This is a genomic window from Virgibacillus siamensis (genome assembly GCF_900162695.1).
In the GTDB taxonomy this organism is placed as follows: domain Bacteria; phylum Bacillota; class Bacilli; order Bacillales; family Amphibacillaceae; genus Lentibacillus; species Lentibacillus siamensis_A.
The window spans coordinates 2,426,019-2,447,587 of the sequence record NZ_FUIH01000007.1 but is presented as its reverse complement, the minus strand read 5'-3'; the positions used below and the strand labels follow the sequence as shown (position 1 = coordinate 2,447,587).

Genomic DNA, 21,569 nt, shown 5'->3' with positions numbered 1-21,569 from the left:
AATATAAGGAGTGACAGTAATGAAAAAATGGTTGTCGGCTTTGGTATTCATATTCGTAATCTCTATTGTACTGAGTGGCTGCTATGGCGGCGGAGGTGAAGGCAGTGCTTCTGATTCAGGTCAGAGTGGTGAAGTAAAGCAGGAAATTGTCGTTAATGCGATGACAGAACCGCCGGATATTGATCCCGCATTAGCAACAGATACGACATCAGGCTGGATTTTGGATCATATTTTTGAAGGGCTGTATACGCGTGACAAAGAAGGAAAGCCGGTTTTAGGCGCAGCAAAGGATGTAAAGGTTTCTAAAGATGGAAAAACCTATACATTTACCTTACGTGACGATGCGAAATGGTCGGATGGTTCACCAGTAACTGCCGAAGACTTTGAATATGCTTGGAAAAGGGTTTTGAATCCTAAAACAGGTAGTCCATTTGCGTTTTATTTTTACTATATTAAAGGTGCAGAAGCCTATAATAAAGGCAATGGATCCGTTGAAGATGTGGGAATTAATGCAATTGACAAGAAAACGTTTCAGGTCAAATTAAACACACCATTAGGGTATTTTGATAGTTTATTAACACTATGGACATTTTATCCGGTGAACAAAGAGGTTGTGAAAGGGAATGAAAATTGGTCTGCAAAGGCTGATACATTAGTTGGTAATGGTCCATTCAAATTGACAAAGTGGAAACATGACAGTCATGTTGTTATTGAAAAAAATGAACATTATTACAATAAAGATGTAGTAAATCTTGAAAAAATTACGTTCGAAATGGTTAACGAAGCGACAACGTATTATCAAATGTTCAAAACGGGCGAGTTGGACTTGATTCAAACATTGCCAACAGATGTTATTAAGCAAGCACGTGAAAATCCCGCCTTTAAATCGGTTCCATATTACGGAACTTACATGTATATGTTTAATGTAAATAAAGAACCGTTTACGAATAAAAAGGTTCGAAAGGCGTTTGCGATGGCAATCAATCGTGAGGCATTGACTAAAAATGTCACCCTGGGTGGAGAGACACCGGCATTCGGCATGGTACCTTCGGGAGCAGAAACACCAAAAGGGGACTTCCGTGAAGTGGGTGGTCCGCAATTTGAGGAAAATGTAAAAAAAGCGAAGCAATTGCTGGAAGAGGCGAAAAAGGAAGAAGGCTGGAATAAACTGCCGGAAGTTACATTAATGTACAATACATCGGAAAACCATAAAAAGGTTGCTGAGGCAGTGCAGGAAATGCTTAAAGACAATCTCGGTGTGAATATTAAACTTGCAAATCAAGAATGGGGAACCTATTTGGCCACTACAAAACAACATAACTTCCAAATGGCGCGTATGGGCTGGATCGGAATATTCCTAGATCCGGTTGCAAACCTTGATTATTACCTGGGTGATAGTCCGAATAACCGAACTGGTTGGGTGAATAAGGAATTTGATTCACTTATGGCAAAAGCAAAAGCAGAGCAGGATGCAAAGAAGCGATATCAGTTACTGCATGAAGCAGAGAAAATATTGCTGGATGAAATGCCGTTTATGCCAGTTTATTTTTATAGGAATACGTATATGACTAATCCGAATTTGAAAGATGTGGCATATTATGTGAATCGTTTGCCACAATTTAAATGGGCAAAAATGGAACCTGAAAACTAAATGGACCCGAATAGGCCCTCTATGGTTTGCCATGTGGCAAAAAGGGGGCCTTATTCTTTTAAAGGCGGCGATAGTATGTGGAAACTTGGTATGCTGTATTGTTTAATGATTATCGCATGGTTGTGCTGCATGGCCCTGTTCGATTGGTCATTGATGGAATGGATTAATTACACCTTTTTGGTTGGTTTAAGTTCCGCCATCATCACCGTTTGCATTCGAATTTGGAAAACCGGGTTTTTGGATTTATTTAACGATGGTTTTCGAATCATGGGGCAATTTTTAAATCCCGCAGCAAAATCAAGATCATTGCAGCGGGCTAATAAACGCATTGCTGAAGATGAGGATTTACAACAATTTAAGGCGGGAATAGCTGCTCGACTGTTTCAACTTACATTAAGTGTTGCGATCATATCGGTTTGTTTAACAGTTATTGGTTTACTTAATTATTATAAGAATTAGGGGAGTTATATATGATGAATTCAGTTAATGATCGGACGTTACATACCTATTTAACAGTACAAAGTGCCAACCAGCCATCTGTGATTCCAAATGAAAGTGCGGTAACGTTTATTACAAAAAAGAGTGGAATGCCGCAAGTTTGGAAATGTGATATGGCAAGTCTTGAGGTTAAACAGTTTACTGACTTTCCTGATCGTACTCTATCTGTCCATCATTCGCCCACAGGTGCCCAAACAATTGTTGGAATGGATTATGAAGGAAACGAAAAGCAACAATTTTATTTATTAAGCGAAGGTGATACTAAAGTAGAAGAGCTTGTCGTATCGAAGGAATATTTTCATGAGTTTGGTGGCTGGTCAACGGATGGAACAAAAATTGCTTACTCAAGCAATCGGCGTCATCCTGGTTACTTCGATGTATATATTTTTGATTTGGCAACAAAAACAGAGAAGAAAGTTTATGAGATTGATGGTAATTGTACTCCGCTTTGCTGGACAAAAGATGGGGGAAAACTACTGCTAAGCATACCGGAAACAAATATAGACCAATCATTATATGTATTGGATTTAGATACGAAAACAATCAATAGGTTAGGCAGTAAGAAAGAACATGCCAGGTATCAATCGGTTGAGCTTACAGCGGATGGTAAAGGGGGATATCTTTTGACGGATTCCGGCCTGGATACATTGGGTATCGTTCGTTTTTTATTTTCGGAACCATCCGAAATGGCATTCCTATTTACAGCAGAAAATTGGGATGTTGAAGAAATCAAATTGTCCCCTGAAGAGGACAAGCTCGCTTTTTCCATTAATGAAGGCGGCGTATCCAGACTGGGTATATTCAATATTGCCAATCATACACATTTTTATATTAATTCATTGCCATCCGGTGTGTATCAGTCATTCTCCTGGAGTACCAATAATGAATTAATTCTATCCGTAAAAAGCGCTGTATTGCCCGGCGATATTTGGAAAGTCAGCTTGGAAGAAGATATAGCGGAGCGGTTAACATATGTTGGCGATGTGAAAGGTATCGAACCTTTAATGGAACCGGAATTGTGCAGCTTTTCTTCATTTGATGGAGTGGAGGTTCCTTACTTTTACTATAGTAAACAAAGTGAATTTCAACCGGTAGTTGTTTATGTTCATGGTGGACCGGAGTCACAAATTAAAGCCGAATATAATCCGGTTATACAATTTCTTGCGGCAAATGGATTTGCTGTTGTTGCACCGAACGTTCGCGGCAGTATGGGGTATGGCAGAAACTATGTAAAACTCGATGATAAACGGAAGCGGCTTAATGCAGTAGCAGATTTGAAATGGCTTGTGAAGCATCTTGTCGACCAGAAACATGCTGATCCGGATAAAGTCGGCATAATGGGTCGCAGCTATGGTGGATTTATGGTTCTGGCAGCATTAACACACTATCCTGATATTTGGGCAGCAGCTGTTGATATAGTCGGTATTTCACATTTTCGGACGTTTTTGGAAAATACCGGTCCGTGGCGGCGAAAATTGAGGGAAGCTGAATATGGTTCTTTACAGGATCATGCAGATTTTTTTGAGGAAATAGCTCCATTAAACTTGACTGGAAACATCTCAGCTCCACTACTGGTTTTTCACGGCAGGAATGATACCCGTGTACCGGTGATGGAGGCAGTACAACTGACGGATGATTTGAAAAGACAGAATAAATCGGTGGAATTAACGATTTTTGATGATGAAGGTCATCAAACCGAAAAACTCAAGAATCATATCCAAATGAATAGCCAGACCATTAAATTTTTCCAAAAACATTTAGAGAGGAGATAAGGAATATGTTTGCAAACGTTAACGGAGTTAAGCTGTTTTTCGATGTTGATGGTGCTAAATATAGAGTAAATAAAGGTGAACTGCTTGAAAAGCCAACCTGCTTTGTTTTGCATGGAGGGCCAGGCGGTACTCATGTGAATTTCAAACCATACTTAGATGCTTTAACGGAAGAAATGCAACTAGTTTACATTGATAATCGTGGCAGTGGATTTTCGGGGACTGCACCTGAGTCAACATATACAATTGAATATAACGTTGAGGATATCGAAGAATTACGTAAATATCTCGGTTTGGAGAAAATTTTATTACTTGGTCACTCTTACGGCGGTATGACGGCAATGCAGTATGCTATTAAGTATCAAAGTAACTTGGCTGGTATGATTCTGGTCGCGAGCTCTCCAAGCTCTCGTTTTCTTGAAAAAGCGAAGGATTATGTTGCGAAGCATGGTACAAAAGAACAGCAGGAAATGGCGGAAGTACTGTGGGAAGGGAATTTTGAGTCCAGTGAACAATTGGCAAAGTATTTTGAAGTAACAGCTCCACTGTATTCCCGAAGTTTTTCCGAAAATCCGGAACCCCGTCCAAAAACAAATAATTCATATAAGGCGATTAATCAGGGCTTTGGTGGATTTATGAGAACCTATAATCTAATTGAAGATCTGCCGGATATCCATGTACCCAGTTTGGTGTTAGCCGGAAAGCATGATTGGATTACACCTGTAGAAGAAAATGAAACAATAGCAGAAAAGTTGCCTAATAGTAAATTGGTTATTTTTAAAAATAGCAGTCATCGAATACAAAGGGACGAAACAGTGGAATTTAATCGAACGATTGTAGAGTTTGTTCGAGGGTTGGGTTAACAATAAATATGATTTTCTATGGTAATTATCCTGGTGGATCAGGTTTAATGTCTGGGGCGGTATTTGGAAAATCCGCCAGCAGGTGTCTATGCAACTGTAAAAAAACAGGCGGAGGTTTGATTTTTTTAAAACAAAGGAAGGACGATGCAAGCCTGAATATGAGATTGTTTTTATTGATAGTAAAGTAAAACCGGGGTTATTACAACACGGCCTGTACCAATCAAGGGTAGAGGCCGTGTATTCTTTTTTATATAAGTAATTGCACTTTACCATCCCTTAGTTCGCTGCAGCCTTTACCAATTCAACCCCTTGATTAACGATGACAGTACGCTGGTGCTTGAACGCAGGGTCAATATACTTTGCAGGATCATTTGGATAGTCTAATGCAGGAATATGGACATGACCACCCGGAATATCATACGCTCCAAGACCAAGTCTTACACGATTGGATCGATAGCCCACTTCATTCGAAAGGTAGCTTCCACCGCCACCTTTTCGCGCCTTAGAACCAGGGGTTGGACCGTTATCATGACAGACAACTTTAGAGAATTCAGGCGGAAGCCATTCACAAACATGGTTGTCACGATTAACTGGTAATGGACCTGTTTCCGCATTAATCATCACACTTGCTGGTAAAGTTGTTTCGATAAATTCGGGTAAGGGGAAAGGCATAGGCCAGTCCGTTACTGGCGGTATTACGCTTTCACGCCATTTTCCATTGTTATCAGTACCGACATGCCAACGACCATGGTACCCTTCAATATCAAATTTACCAGGGCCACCTTGACTTAATGTCATCATTAAATCAATCTGTTGGAATCCCTGTTTAAGATAAGGTGCAAAGGTATTTTCAACAATCCCCTGTTCAAAGGGCTTCCAGAGGACAGGGAAATTTACTGATTGGATAATGGCGGGTTGCCCATCATTCGTTTTAAAGTGTAATCCATCAAGTTGTAGTGCAATTGCACCGGAAGGATTACTGTGTCGGGCGCCATATTCTGATCCAAATCCATAAGGATCAAAACCACTGACAAGGATTAACTTTACTCCCTTTCCTCTTGGGTAATCAATTGAGGTAATGCCCCGGGATGTATATATTAGGGATTTTAATAGTTTTTGCCTGTTTGTATCACTGATATTAAAATCAGGGTCCCATTGGCGAAGTGCCTTGGTCATCGACAATCTTGCCCAATAGAGGGGTCTGTCGTCATAGGAATCAAGATCCCCGGCAACGTTTTTTCCTTGTGCACGGGCAACAGCATTATTCCATAATGAAGTTCCGTGCCTTTTTACCATTTTCCTGGTATGTTTCAAATTCGGCGAAGCGCATAACATTTGTTCAAATTTCTTAACAGATCGGTCAAAACCGCTATGTTGCAGAATTTGTTTTGCATACGGATATGGTGAGTCGGTGATCCGCTGTTCTTCAAGGGTTAACTTGGCATTCGGGTCGAAACAGGCATTCTTTGAATCTGCGAAAACAGATGAAGGTAAAAGAACAAATGCGGACAAAGCTATGGCTCCCATTACAGCAAGCATAAGATTAATATAAAGTCTTCTTTTGTTCATATTCATGGACACATCTCCTTCTTTTTGTTCTTAATCTAATATTCTTGGAAAATGGAATCTGCCAAAAGAGGCAGGTGTGCTATTTATTTCAATATCACCTCCTCATACATCAAATTTAATTATAAGGATAAACATAGAAAACTATTAGCACAATGAATACTCACAGTATTACAAAAAATAGAGAAATTGAACTGCCGCGAAAGGACCGTCTGATCCGGCAATATAGTTGTTTTATGGGCAGTTTGGATCAAAACTGATCGCGTTTGAGAATAGCAGTCACCTGTTGTTTCGGAAGCGTCTTGCAGATTTGTTTTTGCCGCTTTGCTTCTCTGTTCTTAGAACAAAAGCGCAAGCGCCCGTATAGCAACGTACAAACTGGAGCACTCCGCAATGAGATAAAGGAAACACGGTGAGCTGGAAGCGAACCGATGTTGACTTATCGTAGTGAAGGGGTGTGAAGTTTGCTAGTTGCTGGGCGCTGGAGCTGGACATGGCTATTCAGATAATATTAATTATACACAGGTGAAAAATCTATAATTTCCTGACAATAAAAAAAGCAGACGAGTAAACCCCGTCTGCTTTTTTACAGATAAGCCAAGTTTTCTAAATTCCTATTGGTCTGTTTCATTCGTATTCTTTTCATCCCTACTATCACCGGAAATCAAATCATGCGAGGCATTCTTGAATTCCGTCAGTGTTTTGCCACATGCTTTGCCGATTTCCGGAAGCTTTGACGGACCAAAAATTATCAGCGCAATGACGAGTATCAATATCAATCCGGGAATGCCGATGTTTGAGATCATTTGCTGCATCACCTTCCATTTGAATTAGTAGTTTTATTCCGGTTGTTTTTCCCTCGTATTCCTCATTTGTTTGTTATGTGCGCGATCATGGGCATGATAACGATCCATTTCCACTTCATTGGATCGTCGCTTACCATGCGGAACTAGTGTAGCTGACATTGGTTTCAAGCCATTTTGATTTTTTTCATATATATACGATGCCCTTGTGGAAATGTTTGCTCCCGGTCTTGTTACAAATGGAAGGACGCGATAATCGGTCTTCCATTGTGCCGGTGTAACCTGGCACCGGACATATCCGCGGTAGTCATTAAAAAATTTGATATGCTGATTCTGGTCCAAAATTCGATCAGTGTCGGCACGCTTATCTGCACCGTTTCCCCCTGATGTAATCGAAGTTCCGACAAATTCAGCTCCCAGGATACGGGAGTGCTGATCATCAAAGTCTGCCATCAGATTGGATGCCCAGCTGGCATGGACATCACCTGTCAGGACAATCAGGTTATCCATGCCTTTATTCGCTGCAAAGTTCGTAATCCGCCGCCGGGCAGGTGTGTACCCGTCCCACGCATCCATGCTGTATAATGGCTCCTCGGGACTTGGTCCATAGTTCCGCTCTGAGAAAAAGATTTGTTGTGCCAGCACATTCCAATGTGATTGTGAATAGTTAAGGTTATCAAGCAGCCATTCTTCTTGCTGTTCGCCAAGCAGCGTACGGGATGGGTCCATCGATTCCGGGGTTTGCGGGGAGCTTTTATCCCCGTTTGCCTGATCGGAACGGTACTGACGTGTATCAAGTACAAAGAAGTTAGCCAGGTTTCCATAAGCGAAATCGCGATATAACTGCATGCCGGTTCCGTGGGGCATCGACGATTTTCGAAGTGGCATATGTTCATAATAAGCCTGATAGGCAGCGATGCGCCGCTGTACAAATTCTTCAACGGATTGCTCTTTTTCCGGAATAGTATTCGCATAGTTGTTCTCCACTTCATGGTCATCCCAGGTTACTACCCAGGGAAAGGTGGCATGAGCGGCTTGTAAATTTTCATCGGTTCGATATTGAGCATGCCTGTTACGGTAATCATCCAGTGTCATAATTTCCGGTCCGCTGTGGGTTCTTACATTCCCACTGCCGGATACATATTCATCCGGACCATATTCGTATATGTAATCCCCAAGATGGAAAACAAGGTCAAGGTCTTCATTGGCCATATGCTTGTATGCTGTATAGTAGCCGTGTTCATATTGCTGGCATGAGGCAAAGGCGAAGGTCAGACTGGACACACTTGAACTGTATGTAGGAATTGTTTTCGTTCTTCCGGCCTGGCTGTATTCATGTCCTGCTTTAAAACGATAGAAATAAACGGTATCAGGCTGTAAACGCCCAACTTCCACATGTACGGAATGCGCCAATTCCGGTCTTGCTATTGCGGTTCCACGCTGTACAATATTGTGAAAATCGTCATCACTTGCAAGCTCCCAATGCACAGGAATATTGCGGGCGGGTGCTCCTCCGCCCTCGAGCGGTTTTGGAGCCAATCTGGTCCATAGAACGACACTGTCAGGAAGCGGATCTCCTGAAGCAACTCCAAGTGAAAACGGATAATCAGCGAATTTTGTTTCGGCATCGACCTTAACTCCGGTCATGGATTGTGCAATCAGCATACCTAATGAGATACCGGCAATTTTTCCGGCGCCTTGAATAAAACCCCGTCTGTCAACATTTCTTTGCAGCGTTTCCTCGTTTAATTTTTGAATCATTTCATCCAGCGATCTTTCATAGGACATACTATCTTACCCCTTTCCCTGTACTGTGTTCTTGTTCAATTTCTATTATAAAAGGTGATTATTAATTACATGTTAAAAATTGTAAAGAGGACAATATGCAACGGTGGAGCAAGGGGGATTAAGTAAATAGGATAATAGAATGGGTTATGCAAGTTTTGCGGTTATTTTTGAAAAATTAGGGGGGATTTATGATAGATTCATTCTTTTTTACTGCTCTTTTGTTACCGTATTTTTTTACATGATATTTACGAAAATTTAATGATAGTGTTGACCGGGAGTCCAAACGCCAAAGTTCACATTTAGCAGTTCATCCCGATTCAAGAGTGTTAGTTTAAAAACTGTCGATTGGTGCATTAAACTTCCGCCCGCACTTTTGTCATTTCCGCATTATCGGTGAGTCTTTTTTCGTGCGCAAAACTATTAATACAAAATTGGGAAGCAGGACTTGTGTATGAATTATTATAAATCTAGTTTGAAGGCTGGAGCGGATAGGGTAAGTAGGTGATTATAAATGGCAATTTGACAACAGGAAGGGGTAATGTAATGAAAAAATACGTTATGTGGGTTGTAGCAGGTATCTTGGGTATGACGCTTTTTTCGGGAACGGCTTTTGCTGAAATTAATTATAAAGTGGAAAAAGGTGATACGATATACAGCATAGCCCGAAGCTATCAAGTTGATGCGGATACATTAATAGCAGCAAATGCTGCTATTACAAATCCGAATTATATTAAGCCCGGACAAGTAATTATGATACCGGATGAAAACGGTTCGCCGTTTACGATTACAGCGTATACAGCAGGCTATGAATCTACCGGAAAACATCCAGGGGATCCCGGTTACGGCATAACTGCTTCTGGAACAGTGGTTGAAGAAGGGCGCACGATTGCATGTCCACAGGCGCTCGATTTTGGAACGAAAATACATATTATCAAGTGGGATGAGACATATGTTTGCGAAGACCGCGGAAGTTCGATTACAAATGGTGACCTGGATATTTATATGAGAGATTTAGACGATGCACTGCGGTTTGGGGTTCAGGAATTGCAGGTTAAAGTGTGGGATTAAGGCAGTCACCAGCTTGTATTATCGGAAATAACGCAAGCATTAGTAATTATAGTGCTGATGGGTGAAAGATTTTAGTAGAATACAAGATTCCGAATAAAAAGGGCCATGGAACGATAATTTCATGGCCCTTTAATATTAATGTACGCCTACAGCATCATAAGCTGCCATGACGGAGTGAACTTCGGGTGATGGTTCACCGTTTTGACCAGGGTACAGATCACTGGCTGCCTGTATTGCTGCTTGTCGCATATCACTAAAGTCTGATGATGCAGTAAGGTATAAAGTTAAAGCACGATAGTAGATTTTTTCTGCCTTGTCTTTTCCAATACCGCTGACCGTTACCCCGTAATGTGTTCCACCTTCTGTGATAAGATATGCTGCTTTGTTGTTAATGCTGCTGTTGACATGAACACCGCCATTATCCAGTTCGCCGGTATAAAGTTCACTATAATGGTCCGGATAGTACCCTGATTCAGTATATTCTTCACCGATATAAACGGAAGAAGGATCTTTCATATTGCGAAGTCCGTCACCCGGGATATTTGGTGTATAAATATCTTCCCCAAGGGTCCAAAGTGCTTCACCATTTTTGTCTTCGATAAATGCACCCATTATATCCGCAATTGATTCATTTAGGGCACCTGATTCTCCTTCATATACCAGGTCTGCAGTATTGGTAATAACACCGTGAGTCATTTCGTGGCCGATTACATCCATGGATCCGGAAAGAGAAATCATTGTATTACCATCACCATCTCCATAAAGCATTTGTTCTCCGTTCCAGCCTGCATTATTCCACTTGCTTCCGATATGGACGGTTGAGATCAGCTTCATCCCATCGTTATCAAGGGAATTCCGATTAAATGTTTCTTTATAATAGTCGTAAACTTTTCCGGCGTTGATATGGGCAGATATTGCAGCCGGATCATAGAAAAAGTTGGATGAGCTGGTAACTTCATAACCGGTAAATCCGAAAAGTGCAGAGAATACAAGGAAAAGAAATTCATCTATCCGTTTTGCTTCAAATGTATGAATCCCTTTTGCTCTAGTACCGTCATATAAATAACGTTGTCCGGTTTCAATGTCTTTAACAGCATTAAACTTTTTAATGTTTCCGAAAATGTCCATTCCTTTGGCAGTCACAGGTTCGGCTTCATTTGGAAGTTCTGTAGGAGAGACTTCTGTATCACTTGTTGGTGTATAACTGTTTTCTGTTGTCTCCATTACAGGTGATAATTCATGCATTTTATTGAAGTGCTTTATAACTTTTCCGGACTTCGCATCAATGAAGTAATGCCAATAACCTGGTGCTGGTACTGAGGTGGATGCTTTTATGAGATAAGCTAGTTTTAAATCTCCATTCGTTGGGTATAAAAGGAGTTTTGATTCAATCCCATCATAATTTTTTACGTTACCAATCTTTTCTTCAATATTGGATTTTGCTATTTCAACGGCATCATCTTTGGTTAGTTTTGCTTTTGTATCGACAGTGGATCGTGAAGGCGATTGTGTCACTTTTCCAAAATAAGCAGTAACATCATTAGCTCCATCAAGTGTGATTGTTTGTTCAGAACCGTAGACTGGAATGTCATTGATTTGTTGAACAGTTCTAAAATGATATGAATTTGTTTTTTTGTCAGCCTTTTTTTCTATGATTTTAAATTGCTTTTGCACATTGGCAGATGAAAAAGATTTCGCTTTTGGCTGAAGAACTTTAGACTCCAGAAATGCATACATAGCCTCTTTTTTTGTTAACCCCTCAGGTGAATCCCAAGCTTTCATTAAATATGGGGGACTCTCAATCTTCTGATTCAACTTTGCCTGATCACTAGCCAGAACATAATTTGCGGATGATGCAAATCCGGAAACGGCAAGTGTTGTTGCAAGGACTACTGGAAGAGCTTTTTTTCGTAGTCTGTTAGATTTCAATCAAATCACCTCTCTGATAATTTTTTGTTCACCTTCAATTATTCTGAATCGGGCGGTAACAGTCAATTGGGTTATTTTGAAAGTTGTTCCCAGGCTATTCTTAGTAAAAAGATGGTATAAATAGACTTATTTCGACAATTTTCATCAGAAAAATAACCCAATTTACAACTTTCGTGAGAATGAATAAGATAGATTTATAGCAAGCGAAATAGTGAAGGGGGCGAAACAAAGTGAAACAATTATTTCGCGTTATCCAGAAGGCGGGCAGCATTATCGGAATTGTTCTTCTGTGCATGCTGGTTTTTATTGTACTTTCCTCAAAGGCCTCTGGAGGGGAACCGACAATATTCGGTTACCAGGTCAAAACGGTGTTATCCGGTTCAATGGAGCCCGTTTTTTATACAGGTTCTATTATTGTAACGGAACTGCCATCGAAACACCAAGCATATCAAAAAGGTGATATTATCACATTTCAGTCTGATGGAAGGTTAATTACGCACCGAATTATAGGTGTTCATGAAGCAAATGGAAAAAAACTTTACAAGACAAAAGGGGATCACAACAATGCCCCTGATAACGGATATGTCCAACCGGATAATATTGTTGGAAAATATACAGGGATAACTATACCAAAAGCAGGCTATATCGTATCCTATGCGACTTCCAAAATAGGTTCTGCCTTATTGTTATTTATACCGGGATTACTCTTGGTTTTGTCATCGGCATTTTCTATTTTCCGGGCAGTTAAGGAACTGGAAAAAAACAATGTTCATTCAGTTGGTTGATTCTCTTGTCTGCTAATACGGGACAAGGGTTTAAAACATATATGAAAACAAAGGGAGGAAAAATGATGAGTATCACAAAAAAGGTGAGTAAGGGGCTGTTAACAGCTGCACTCGGATTTTCGTTAATGGGGGGAGGTACATATGCCTACTTTAGTGATAGTGAGGCCACAGCAAATACGTTTGCAGCAGGTACACTAGATTTGTCGGTAGATCCGGAAACTATCGTAAACGTAGATAATCTTAAACCTGGAGATCAAATTTCCCGTGAATTTAAACTTGGCAATAACGGAACATTGGATATTCATCAGGTGTTGTTGGAAACGAACTATACAGTTGACGATGCAAAGGGTGATAATACGGGTGATTTCGGTGAACATATTAAAGTTACCATCCTATACAATCAGGCTAACGCAACAGTAGAAGTTATGGAGACAACATTAAAAGAATTATCCGAGAAAACTCCAGATCTGACAGCGATTGATCAATTCGACAATCAGCTGCCAGATGGTCTCAAACCGGGTGAGCAGGAAAAAATAATTGCACTGTTCGAATTTGTTGACAATGGGGAGGAACAAAACGAATTTCAGGGAGATGCCTTACAAGTTAATTGGAAGTTTAATGCTTCGCAGACAGAAGGAACGCTTAACGACAATGATACCGAAGAGTAGTTTAGAGGAAGCTGACCCAAAGATTACAATACATCTTGGGTCAGCTTCTTTTCTAGAACTTAACTAACAATTTGGAAGTTTCAAGTGCCTTATAATGTTGGTTTGTTTCTACAAAATATTCGTATAAAAGCTTTCCATATCGTTTGATTAGTGAAACATGTCTACTTGTTATAAAGAGTGGCAGTGCCTTGTTTTCAATCAACCTAAAATACTCTTCTATTTGTTCCTCCGCTTGGACCTTTAAAAGAAGAAATAATGTTAAATACAACTCGCTGTTTAACCTTTTAGACAAAGAGATTCCTTCTTTAATTCTTTTCAAAAGAATCGCTTTCCTTAATAGTTTTCCGTTTAAACCCGCATCTACATAATTCAGGAGTCGTTGAAGGTGGATATATGACGATTTGTCCGCCAGTGGGAGCGCCTGTTTTAAGCATTCCAGTGATTTAGCATAATCGCCCATGTTGAAATACTCTGTGCCAAGGTTATTTAAAAGCAGCCCCTTTTTATCATCAAGGCCTAATAGGTCACAGTCGTATATCAGATCTTCATATCGTTCCACCAGCTTTTGAAAATCAAAACAGTCATCCCCGCTTATTTGCAAAAGCATAACGGATTCAGCATTGATAGATCGGAAATAATTGTTTGTTTCTTTGAAATGTTGAAGTGCTTTATCCCCATAAAAATATGCCATAACCTTAGATCCAATCATGTGATAAGCCACTGCCAAATGATAATAATATTCCTTGTTACCATAGATATCCATATTAACTTGCTTTAAATAATAGAAAGGTTTCTGTTGATGTTCCGGATTGTTTAATTTATTTCCAATATAATAAATTCCTTTTACATGTAATAAAAGATTATGTTCATAGGGGGAGAGACTTGGGAAATCCCTTTGCAGCTGTTTAATGATCTGATTTGCTCTTTTATCATCCAAATTGAAGAGGTGATATCGCGCTCTTAATAGTTGGTAATGTGCCGCATGTTTTGAATCTTGTATAAAAGGGATATCTTCCAAGACCCTTTTCTGTTCTTCAATCTCTTTCTTTCGCTGCCTGATGATGGAAGTATGCCATTGGCGAAGTCTGGATTCGATATTTTGAAGCGCATCCATTTCCTGTTGTAAACAAATACCCAAACGTTCCGAGAACAGGTTAATAATATCTGAGGAATAAGGTGTTTTTCCTCTTTCAATTTTGCTGACATGTGTGGTCGTACAGATACCCTCCCCAAGCTGTTCCTGGGTTAATCCAGCTTTTTTTCGATAAAAGCGAATAATCTCTCCTTCTAACATTTCACGCATTCCCCTCCGTTAAGATGACGTACGTTGAGATAATATTCTTTGCGATGACTGATATATTTCCAATCTTATGTAAAACATGAAAAGAAATCAAGAAACAGCCGAATTCGATACGATTGGTAAATCGATTGCATCATACAAGTTTCGGGCATTTATATGTAGTAACAGAAAGGACCATGGTTGACAATCTGTATGTCGATGGTAATATAACAGGCATTGAAGCTTATCAGCGAAGTATCTGATGCAGGGTACGGCTGTTTATTTAACTAGGAGGATTAAAATATGTCAATGGATTACCAGAACAGATTGAATCAATTACGAAAAGGGTTCAAAGATAACCATTTCTCTCTTGCCTTGATTAGTAATCCGTCCAATGTCTTTTATTACACGGGATTTAATTCCGATCCGCATGAAAGGTTTATGGCACTGGCCTGGAACGGAAAAACAGATGAATTTACGTTATTTGTTCCTGCACTGGATCTGGAAATAGCGAATGATGCATCCATTGTGAAAACCATTATTCCGGTAGCCGATGATGAGGATCCTTTTCAGGTATTACAAGGGGAAATGGGTGATGGTATTACAGCAATAGGACTGGAAATGAAAGAAGTAAGCATGTATCGTCACCAACAGTTACAAACAGTGTTCCCGGATGCTTCTTACACGGACATTCAATCGGAAATCAATAAGCAGCGGTTGAAAAAATCAAGAAGTGAAATTGAGTATCTTCAGGAAGCTGTGGATATCATTGAGAAGGTGCTTGAAGAAGGAACGAAGAAGGTAAAAGCAGGAATGACAGAGGCGGAACTGGCAGCTGAATTGGAGTATTTGATGAAAAAGTTCGGAGCTGTCGGACCATCATTCTCCACAATTGTACTGTCAGGTGAAAAAGCGGCATTGCCGCATGGTGTACCGAATGACCGCAAATTGCAAACGGGAGATTTTCTTTTAATTGATTTTGGCGTAAAAACGAAAAACGGCTATTGCTCTGATATTACGAGAACATTTGTGATTGGGGAAGCATCAGAAAAACAAAAGGAAATCTACAATTTTGTGTTGGAATCTAACCAGGCAGGGATTCGTGCTGTAAAAGCAGGCAGTCCGTTAAAAAGCTTTGATCTGGCCGCAAGAAATGTTATTGAAAACAGTGGTTATGGAGAATACTTTAATAATCGTGTCGGACACGGGCTTGGCATTGATGTGCATGAAGAGCCTTCCGTTCATTCGAATAATGAACAATCGGCAGAAAAAGGGCTGTTTTTCACGATAGAACCTGGAATCTATATCCCGCAGTTTGGCGGTGTTCGGATTGAAGATGAAGTGTATATTAATGAAGATGGCGAAGCAGAAGTATTAACGACTTTCCCGAGAGAATTGCAGGTTTTGTAAAAATGGAGTGAATGTTTTAGGCTAAGACCGGGGAAATCGGTCTTAGCCTAGTAATAAAACCGTTGAAAATAGAGAGTAGTATTATGTAACACAAGAAGCAAGTCAATTTCATTCAGGAAAGATTATTTCAATGCCGCGTTTTGCAAGTTCCTCGGTTATATTATTTTCAACCGGTTTATCGGTAATTAACGTATTGATTTGTTCCGTCCTTGCAAAGACTCCGCTGGATGTTGTGCCAATTTTGGAAGAATCAATGATGGCGATTACTTTTTTTGATCGTTGCAGTACCTCTTTTTTCAATTCCACCTCATACAAATTGAAGTCAGTCAGTCCATTTTCAGGCGAAAAACCGTTCGCCGAGGTAAACATTATATCAATATTTACATGGTTTAAAATATCAATTCCTAGCTTCCCTTCAATCGAAGTGGACTTATTTGTCACTACTCCACCAATCATTATTACTGTTATATCCGGATTATCACTCAGCTCCAGTGCGGTTTGGATTCCGCTGGTCAGGACGGTTAAACGTATAGGTTTACTTTTCAAATAGCGGGCCAGTTCCAGTGCGGTTGAACTGGCATCCAGCATGATACATTGTTTTTCCTCAATTTCTTTATAAGCTTGTATGGCTATTTGCATTTTTTCCTTTTTATTTTTTCTTTTCCGTACAGAAAAGCTTGTATCGTTGTTTTCATCCTCATTCAGAACTGCCCCGCCATGTGTTCTTGTCAGCAGGCCGTCATTTTCCATTTTTGTTAAATCAGTCCGTAATGTAGCCTCAGATACTCCGATTTGTGATGCTAATTCTTTCACGGTTATTCGTTTTTGGTTGTATAAAAGATTTATGATTTTGTTTCGTCTTTCGGTAGCGAACATTTTCATGTGTTTTCACCCTTATATTTACTATGCTATCAATAATCATAAGTCATTTACTTGTAATTATCAATACTTGCCCTTTTATCGTTTCTTATTATTTGTGGTTGAAGTCCTTGAAAATGAAAGTAAACTGAAAGCGCCTTGGTACCTTGCTTCATACATCAAACGTATATCTGTCACGATAGTTATCAATATGTATTGATAACTTTTGTTTCGATGTCAATCTGATAATAATAACAATAAATGAAAAACAATTCGAAAATAATATTGACATAACGAAAATGAATGATAAAATATAATTATATTTGAAAGCGATTACAGCGATTAGCAGATTCTTACGCTATTATGATGGGTGCAAATACATCATGAATTATTTGTTAATTAAAAAAATTTAGGAAAGGGAGAATGGAAAATGGATAAAACATTTGAGAAAGAGGACCAAAAGGTAGCTGTTGTGCCTGAAACAATGAGGGCCATTGTCGCATACGGACCACAGGATTATAGATTGGAAGAAGTTCAAACACCAAACCTGGAAAATGACAAGGAAATTATTATTGAAGTGGAAGGCTGTGGAATTTGTGCGGGCGATATTAAAGCATATGATGGTGCGCCAAGTTTTTGGGGGGATGAAACGCAACCCGCTTATATAAAGGCACCGATGATTCCAGGGCATGAATTTATTGGACGAATTGTTCAAAAAGGTGATGAAGTAACTGATTATGAAGTGGGGGATCGGGTTATTTCCGAACAAATTGTGCCGTGCTGGGATTGTCGTTTTTGTAACAGAGGTCAATATTGGATGTGTGAAAAACATGATCTTTACGGATTTCAAAACAATGTAAACGGTGGTATGGCGGAATACATGAAATTTACGAAGGAGGCAATCAATTACAAGGTGCCGGAAGATCTTCCGCTTGAAAAAGCAATTTTAATCGAGCCATATGCCTGCAGTATGCACGCTGTACAGAGAGCACAGGTTCAATTGGGGGATTTTGTGGTGTTATCAGGTGCAGGCACACTTGGGCTTGGCATGGTTGGCGCCATCAAAAAGTCAGGACCGCAAAAGTTAATCGTTCTTGATTTAAAAGAGGATCGTCTGGAATTGGCCAAAAAGTTTGGAGCCGATATTGTCATGAACCCCGCTGAAGTTGATGTTGTTCAAAAAATTAAAGATATGACGGACGGCTACGGGTGTGATACTTATATTGAAGCGACGGGACATCCGAAATCAGTAGAGCAGGGATTGCACATGATCCGGAAATTGGGCCGGTTTGTAGAGTTTAGTGTATTTGGTGACCCTGTAACAGTGGACTGGAGTATAATTAGTGACCGGAAAGAACTTGATCTGCTTGGTTCACACTTAGGACCGTATTGCTATGACCTGGTCATTGATGGGATTTCAAAAGGAGATTTGCCGACTGAAGGAGTGGTGACACACCAATTGAAATTAGAGGAATTTGAAAAGGGATTTGAGCTTATGAAAAAAGGTGACCGGTCGTTGAAAATTGTGTTAAAGCCATAATTTGTATAAAAAGGGTGGGGAAATTTATATGACAAATCTGGCACATGGTGGAAGCTTTTTGGATAAAATCGGTATCCCTTCACACCTGGCATGGGGTTATCTTGGTGTATTGATTTTTATGATGGGGGATGGGCTGGAACTTGCCTGGATCAGTCCTTATCTTGTTGATCAGGGGCTTTCTGTTCAACAAGCTGCATTCCTTACGACCGCTTATGGTGTAACAATTGCTATTGCAGCATGGTTTTCAGGTGTATTAGTGGAGGCAATCGGTCCTAGAAAAACAATGCTTATGGGGCTGGTCTTGTATATCATTGGACATTGTCTGTTTGTTGGATTGGCGATACCTAAACTGAATTACGCGCTTATGATTCCAACCTATGCGCTCCGTGGGTTTGGGTATCCGTTATTTGCCTATGCGTTTTTGGTTTGGATAACATACAGAACTCCAAAGCATCAACTGGGGACGGCAGTAGGCTGGTTTTGGTTTGTTTTCACGGGCGGGTTAAGTGTTCTTGGTTCCTATTTTTCCAGTTGGTCGATTCAACTTTTCGGTCACATCCAGACATTATGGTTTGCTATTGTATGGGTGTTAATTGGCGCCTTTTTCGCACTTGTGGTGAATCGTGATAAATTTGAAATTAAGGAACAACGTGATAAAACAAAAGCTGCATTCAAATTTAAGGAATTATTGAATGGGATAACGATATTAAAAAGAGAACCAAAAGTGACTATTGCAGGCATCGTCCGCATTATCAATCAGGCTTCACAATATGCTTTCCCTTTATTTCTGCCAATCTATCTGGCTGATCAGGGGATAAGTACAACAGTATGGTTGAACATTTGGGGAACCATTTTTGTTTCCAATATCGCATTCAACCTGATATTTGGTTATGTCGGCGATAAATTCGGCTGGAGAAATACGGTAACATGGTTCGGATCTGTAGGATGTGGAGTATTTACCATTATGTTGTTCTATACACCGGCAGTATTTACAGGCAATGTTGTTCTTGTCAGTATCATCGGCATATTGTGGGGAGCATGTCTTGCAGGATTTGTACCTTTATCTGCCCTAACGCCATCACTGGTGGGTGACGGTGATAAGGGTGCCGCAATGTCCATTTTAAATCTCGGTGCCGGATTATGTGTATTTGTCGGTCCGGCAATTGTTACGATGTTCTATGGCTTTGTCGGAACACAGGGGTTGATATGGATTTTGGCAGGTTTATATTTTGTAGCCGCCATATTAACAAGAGTTTTAAAGATGCCGGAAGAAGAAATTGTGAATACAGAAATAAAAGAAAAGGCAAGTCCATCTGTTTGAATTTGGGAAAGAACAGCATGGCATAAAGCCTGCTGTTCTTTCTTATGATATTCGCTTGCGGTTACAGTAATTACAGGGAGTGGGATTAGGAATGAAAAAATTAATAAACGACTCAAGAAATGTAGTTGAAGAAATGGTTGATGGATACGCCAAAGCACATCCGGAATATATCAAACAACTGAACGAAAATGACAGGTCTTTGGTGACGGTCAGAAAAACCAGGGAAAATAAGGTAGGGATATTGATTGGCGGCGGTTCCGGTCATGAACCAGCCTTCATGGGGTACGTCGGCGACGGCATGGCTGATGGGGCAGCGGTCGGCAACATTTTTGCTTCACCTTCCCCGGATCCTATTTTGGAGACTACAAAGGCGATTGACAAAGGGGCAGGAGTGGTCTATCTATATGGAAACTATGCCGGGGATATTATGAATTTTGGGATGGCGGCTGAAATGGCAGACTTGGAAGAGGATATCCAAATAGAATCTGTCGTTGCAAAAGACGATGTTGCTTCTGCTCCAAAAGAGAAGAAAGAGGAACGCAGAGGTATTGCCGGGGAACTTTTTGTATATAAGGCTGCAGGCGCTGCGTCTGATTTCGGGTATAATCTTGAGGAAGTGACCCGGGTAGCAAAAAAGGCTAATGAAAACACTCGATCCATGGGCGTCGGTCTTTCCCCTTGTTCATTGCCGCAAACTGGTGAACCGAGTTTTGAATTGGGTGAAAGTGAGATGGAGATTGGATTGGGTCATCACGGTGAGCCAGGTATTGAGAAGGGACCTCTGGAAACAGCGGATAAGGTGGCAGACCGTCTCGTCAATGATATTCAGGCTGATATCGAACTGAAAAAGGATGATGAAGTTGCTGTTCTGGTAAATGGACTTGGCTCAACCCCAAGAATGGAATTATATATTGTATTCAGAAGAGTGGAAGAAATATTAACCGAACGTGGTATTAAAATTTACCGCTCATATGTTGGTGACTATATTACATCACTCGAAATGAGCGGGTGTTCTGTTACGTTAATGAAGCTGGACGATGAACTAAGGAAAACAATCGATCATCCGGTAGATTGTCCAATGTTTGTTCAAAAATAGGGGAGGATTAATATGGAATTTTCAGCATGCGAATTCATACATTTTTTTAACAGCGTGGCAGATAAAATGGAGGATAATAAGGATTACCTATGTGAACTGGATCGAAAATTAGGTGATGGGGATCACGGCGTTACAATGTCAATCGGCTGGCAAGCTGTGGATGAAAAACTGAAAGGCGAATTGGTTAACGAAGAAGATTGCGGGAAAATTAATATGATTGTCGGGAAAACTTTCTTAAATGCGGTTGGTTCATCTGTTGGACCATTATATGCAACCGGATTTATGAGGGGAGCAAAAATAATAAAGGGAAAAACTGTTGTGGATGACCGGGCGTTAATTGATTATTGGATTGCTTTTGGAAAAGGTGTTCAGGAACGTGGGCAGGCGAAAAAAGGTGATAAAACGATGGTTGATACCTTTGTCCCTTTTGTGGATGCACTTGAAACAGGAAGGGAAGAGGATTTTTTGCATGTATTTCAAAAAGCGGTTGTTTCTGCAGAAGAAGGTATGAACCACACAAAAGAACTCATCTCAAAAAAAGGTCGTTCCAGCCGTCTCGGAGACAGATCAATTGGTGTGCAGGATCCGGGGGCAACTTCGGCATATTTAATTTTAGCAGCATTTTATGACTTTGTGGAATCGAAAAGTAAAAAAATAAGCGAATCAACTATTTAAGG

General features: G+C 40.2%; 18 protein-coding genes. 12 read left to right on the top strand and 6 right to left on the bottom strand.

Translation table 11 applies throughout. From position 1 onward, the window contains the following. Positions 1 to 19: 19 nt before the first annotated feature. The 4 genes from B1K71_RS15815 to B1K71_RS15800 all read left to right on the top strand — a co-directional run bounded on the left by B1K71_RS15815 (position 20) and on the right by B1K71_RS15800 (position 4,781). A complete protein-coding gene (locus tag B1K71_RS15815) occupies positions 20 to 1,651 on the top strand; it encodes a peptide ABC transporter substrate-binding protein (protein ID WP_077328734.1) in 1,632 nt (543 codons plus the stop codon). A gap of 75 nt (positions 1,652 to 1,726) precedes the next feature. Next, positions 1,727 to 2,110 carry a DUF3899 domain-containing protein gene (locus B1K71_RS15810; RefSeq protein ID WP_175631930.1) on the top strand — a complete coding sequence of 128 codons (384 nt, stop codon included), beginning with the start codon at positions 1,727 to 1,729 and terminating at the stop codon, positions 2,108 to 2,110. Between the two features lie 14 nt (positions 2,111 to 2,124). Beyond that, positions 2,125 to 3,921 carry a S9 family peptidase gene (locus B1K71_RS15805; RefSeq protein WP_139343345.1) on the top strand — a complete coding sequence of 599 codons (1,797 nt, stop codon included), beginning with the start codon at positions 2,125 to 2,127 and terminating at the stop codon, positions 3,919 to 3,921. Positions 3,922 to 3,926: 5 nt separating this feature from the next. Beyond that, positions 3,927 to 4,781 carry an alpha/beta fold hydrolase gene (locus B1K71_RS15800; RefSeq protein WP_077328729.1) on the top strand — a complete coding sequence of 285 codons (855 nt, stop codon included), beginning with the start codon at positions 3,927 to 3,929 and terminating at the stop codon, positions 4,779 to 4,781. Between the two features lie 276 nt (positions 4,782 to 5,057). Here B1K71_RS15800 and B1K71_RS15795 read toward each other — a convergent pair whose 3' ends face one another. From B1K71_RS15795 to B1K71_RS15785, 3 genes are all read right to left on the bottom strand, one after another. Beyond that, a complete protein-coding gene (locus B1K71_RS15795) occupies positions 5,058 to 6,356 on the bottom strand; it encodes a hypothetical protein (RefSeq protein ID WP_077328727.1) in 1,299 nt (432 codons plus the stop codon). 605 nt (positions 6,357 to 6,961) lie between these two features. Continuing rightward, entirely contained in the window at positions 6,962 to 7,153 is a 192-nt protein-coding gene (locus B1K71_RS15790; RefSeq protein WP_077328725.1) for a twin-arginine translocase TatA/TatE family subunit, read from the bottom strand. Positions 7,154 to 7,186: 33 nt separating this feature from the next. Continuing rightward, positions 7,187 to 8,938: an alkaline phosphatase D family protein gene (locus B1K71_RS15785; protein WP_077328724.1), complete on the bottom strand. Its 1,752-nt coding sequence runs from the start codon at positions 8,936 to 8,938 to the stop codon at positions 7,187 to 7,189. A gap of 543 nt (positions 8,939 to 9,481) precedes the next feature. Here B1K71_RS15785 and B1K71_RS15780 point away from each other — a divergent pair. Further along, positions 9,482 to 10,006: a LysM peptidoglycan-binding domain-containing protein gene (locus B1K71_RS15780; protein ID WP_077328722.1), complete on the top strand. Its 525-nt coding sequence runs from the start codon at positions 9,482 to 9,484 to the stop codon at positions 10,004 to 10,006. A gap of 135 nt (positions 10,007 to 10,141) precedes the next feature. On the opposite strand, the gene B1K71_RS15775 is transcribed toward B1K71_RS15780, so the two are convergent. Further along, a complete protein-coding gene (locus B1K71_RS15775) occupies positions 10,142 to 11,935 on the bottom strand; it encodes a M4 family metallopeptidase (protein WP_077328720.1) in 1,794 nt (597 codons plus the stop codon). Between the two features lie 230 nt (positions 11,936 to 12,165). Between B1K71_RS15775 and sipW the strand changes: the two genes are divergently transcribed. Further along, positions 12,166 to 12,720 carry a signal peptidase I SipW gene (sipW, locus tag B1K71_RS15770; protein WP_077328718.1) on the top strand — a complete coding sequence of 185 codons (555 nt, stop codon included), beginning with the start codon at positions 12,166 to 12,168 and terminating at the stop codon, positions 12,718 to 12,720. Positions 12,721 to 12,785: 65 nt separating this feature from the next. Next, positions 12,786 to 13,388, top strand: coding sequence for a TasA family protein (locus B1K71_RS15765; RefSeq protein WP_077328716.1), 603 nt, complete (start codon positions 12,786 to 12,788; stop codon positions 13,386 to 13,388). A 52-nt stretch (positions 13,389 to 13,440) separates the two neighbouring features. Here the strand turns inward: B1K71_RS15765 and B1K71_RS15760 are convergent, their stop codons facing one another. Beyond that, positions 13,441 to 14,682: a helix-turn-helix domain-containing protein gene (locus tag B1K71_RS15760; RefSeq protein ID WP_077328714.1), complete on the bottom strand. Its 1,242-nt coding sequence runs from the start codon at positions 14,680 to 14,682 to the stop codon at positions 13,441 to 13,443. Positions 14,683 to 14,970: 288 nt separating this feature from the next. Between B1K71_RS15760 and B1K71_RS15755 the strand changes: the two genes are divergently transcribed. Then, positions 14,971 to 16,077, top strand: a complete 1,107-nt coding sequence (locus B1K71_RS15755) for a M24 family metallopeptidase (protein WP_077328712.1) — start codon at positions 14,971 to 14,973, stop codon at positions 16,075 to 16,077. 108 nt (positions 16,078 to 16,185) lie between these two features. Here B1K71_RS15755 and B1K71_RS15750 read toward each other — a convergent pair whose 3' ends face one another. Beyond that, the gene (locus B1K71_RS15750; RefSeq protein WP_077328710.1) at positions 16,186 to 16,959 is read right to left on the bottom strand and encodes a DeoR/GlpR family DNA-binding transcription regulator; all 774 of its coding nucleotides are present in this window, start codon (positions 16,957 to 16,959) and stop codon (positions 16,186 to 16,188) included. A 406-nt stretch (positions 16,960 to 17,365) separates the two neighbouring features. Between B1K71_RS15750 and B1K71_RS15745 the strand changes: the two genes are divergently transcribed. The 4 genes from B1K71_RS15745 to dhaL all read left to right on the top strand — a co-directional run bounded on the left by B1K71_RS15745 (position 17,366) and on the right by dhaL (position 21,567). Beyond that, on the top strand, positions 17,366 to 18,475 hold the full coding sequence (locus B1K71_RS15745) for an MDR/zinc-dependent alcohol dehydrogenase-like family protein (protein WP_077328708.1): 1,110 nt from the start codon (positions 17,366 to 17,368) through the stop codon (positions 18,473 to 18,475). Positions 18,476 to 18,503: 28 nt separating this feature from the next. Beyond that, complete coding sequence (locus B1K71_RS15740) at positions 18,504 to 19,796, top strand: MFS transporter (RefSeq protein ID WP_077328706.1); 1,293 nt, start codon at positions 18,504 to 18,506, stop codon at positions 19,794 to 19,796. Between the two features lie 91 nt (positions 19,797 to 19,887). Beyond that, a complete protein-coding gene (locus tag B1K71_RS15735) occupies positions 19,888 to 20,892 on the top strand; it encodes a dihydroxyacetone kinase subunit DhaK (RefSeq protein WP_077328704.1) in 1,005 nt (334 codons plus the stop codon). A gap of 12 nt (positions 20,893 to 20,904) precedes the next feature. Continuing rightward, positions 20,905 to 21,567, top strand: coding sequence for a dihydroxyacetone kinase subunit DhaL (gene dhaL / locus B1K71_RS15730; RefSeq protein ID WP_077328702.1), 663 nt, complete (start codon positions 20,905 to 20,907; stop codon positions 21,565 to 21,567). Positions 21,568 to 21,569: the final 2 nt, after the last annotated feature.

What these genes read in the sequence shown, in the direction of transcription:
- B1K71_RS15760 (WP_077328714.1), bottom strand. Translation starts at nt 14,682, where the DNA reads ATGTTAGAAGGAGAGATTATTCGCTTTTATCGAAAAAAAGCTGGATTA.
- B1K71_RS15815 (WP_077328734.1), top strand. Translation starts at nt 20, where the DNA reads ATGAAAAAATGGTTGTCGGCTTTGGTATTCATATTCGTAATCTCTATT.
- B1K71_RS15750 (WP_077328710.1), bottom strand. Translation starts at nt 16,959, where the DNA reads ATGAAAATGTTCGCTACCGAAAGACGAAACAAAATCATAAATCTTTTA.
- B1K71_RS15780 (WP_077328722.1), top strand. Translation starts at nt 9,482, where the DNA reads ATGAAAAAATACGTTATGTGGGTTGTAGCAGGTATCTTGGGTATGACG.
- B1K71_RS15785 (WP_077328724.1), bottom strand. Translation starts at nt 8,938, where the DNA reads ATGTCCTATGAAAGATCGCTGGATGAAATGATTCAAAAATTAAACGAG.
- B1K71_RS15745 (WP_077328708.1), top strand. Translation starts at nt 17,366, where the DNA reads ATGGATAAAACATTTGAGAAAGAGGACCAAAAGGTAGCTGTTGTGCCT.
- B1K71_RS15735 (WP_077328704.1), top strand. Translation starts at nt 19,888, where the DNA reads ATGAAAAAATTAATAAACGACTCAAGAAATGTAGTTGAAGAAATGGTT.
- B1K71_RS15765 (WP_077328716.1), top strand. Translation starts at nt 12,786, where the DNA reads ATGAGTATCACAAAAAAGGTGAGTAAGGGGCTGTTAACAGCTGCACTC.
- dhaL (WP_077328702.1), top strand. Translation starts at nt 20,905, where the DNA reads ATGGAATTTTCAGCATGCGAATTCATACATTTTTTTAACAGCGTGGCA.
- B1K71_RS15795 (WP_077328727.1), bottom strand. Translation starts at nt 6,356, where the DNA reads ATGAATATGAACAAAAGAAGACTTTATATTAATCTTATGCTTGCTGTA.
- B1K71_RS15800 (WP_077328729.1), top strand. Translation starts at nt 3,927, where the DNA reads ATGTTTGCAAACGTTAACGGAGTTAAGCTGTTTTTCGATGTTGATGGT.
- B1K71_RS15740 (WP_077328706.1), top strand. Translation starts at nt 18,504, where the DNA reads ATGACAAATCTGGCACATGGTGGAAGCTTTTTGGATAAAATCGGTATC.
- B1K71_RS15790 (WP_077328725.1), bottom strand. Translation starts at nt 7,153, where the DNA reads ATGATCTCAAACATCGGCATTCCCGGATTGATATTGATACTCGTCATT.
- B1K71_RS15755 (WP_077328712.1), top strand. Translation starts at nt 14,971, where the DNA reads ATGTCAATGGATTACCAGAACAGATTGAATCAATTACGAAAAGGGTTC.
- B1K71_RS15805 (WP_139343345.1), top strand. Translation starts at nt 2,125, where the DNA reads ATGAATTCAGTTAATGATCGGACGTTACATACCTATTTAACAGTACAA.
- B1K71_RS15810 (WP_175631930.1), top strand. Translation starts at nt 1,727, where the DNA reads ATGTGGAAACTTGGTATGCTGTATTGTTTAATGATTATCGCATGGTTG.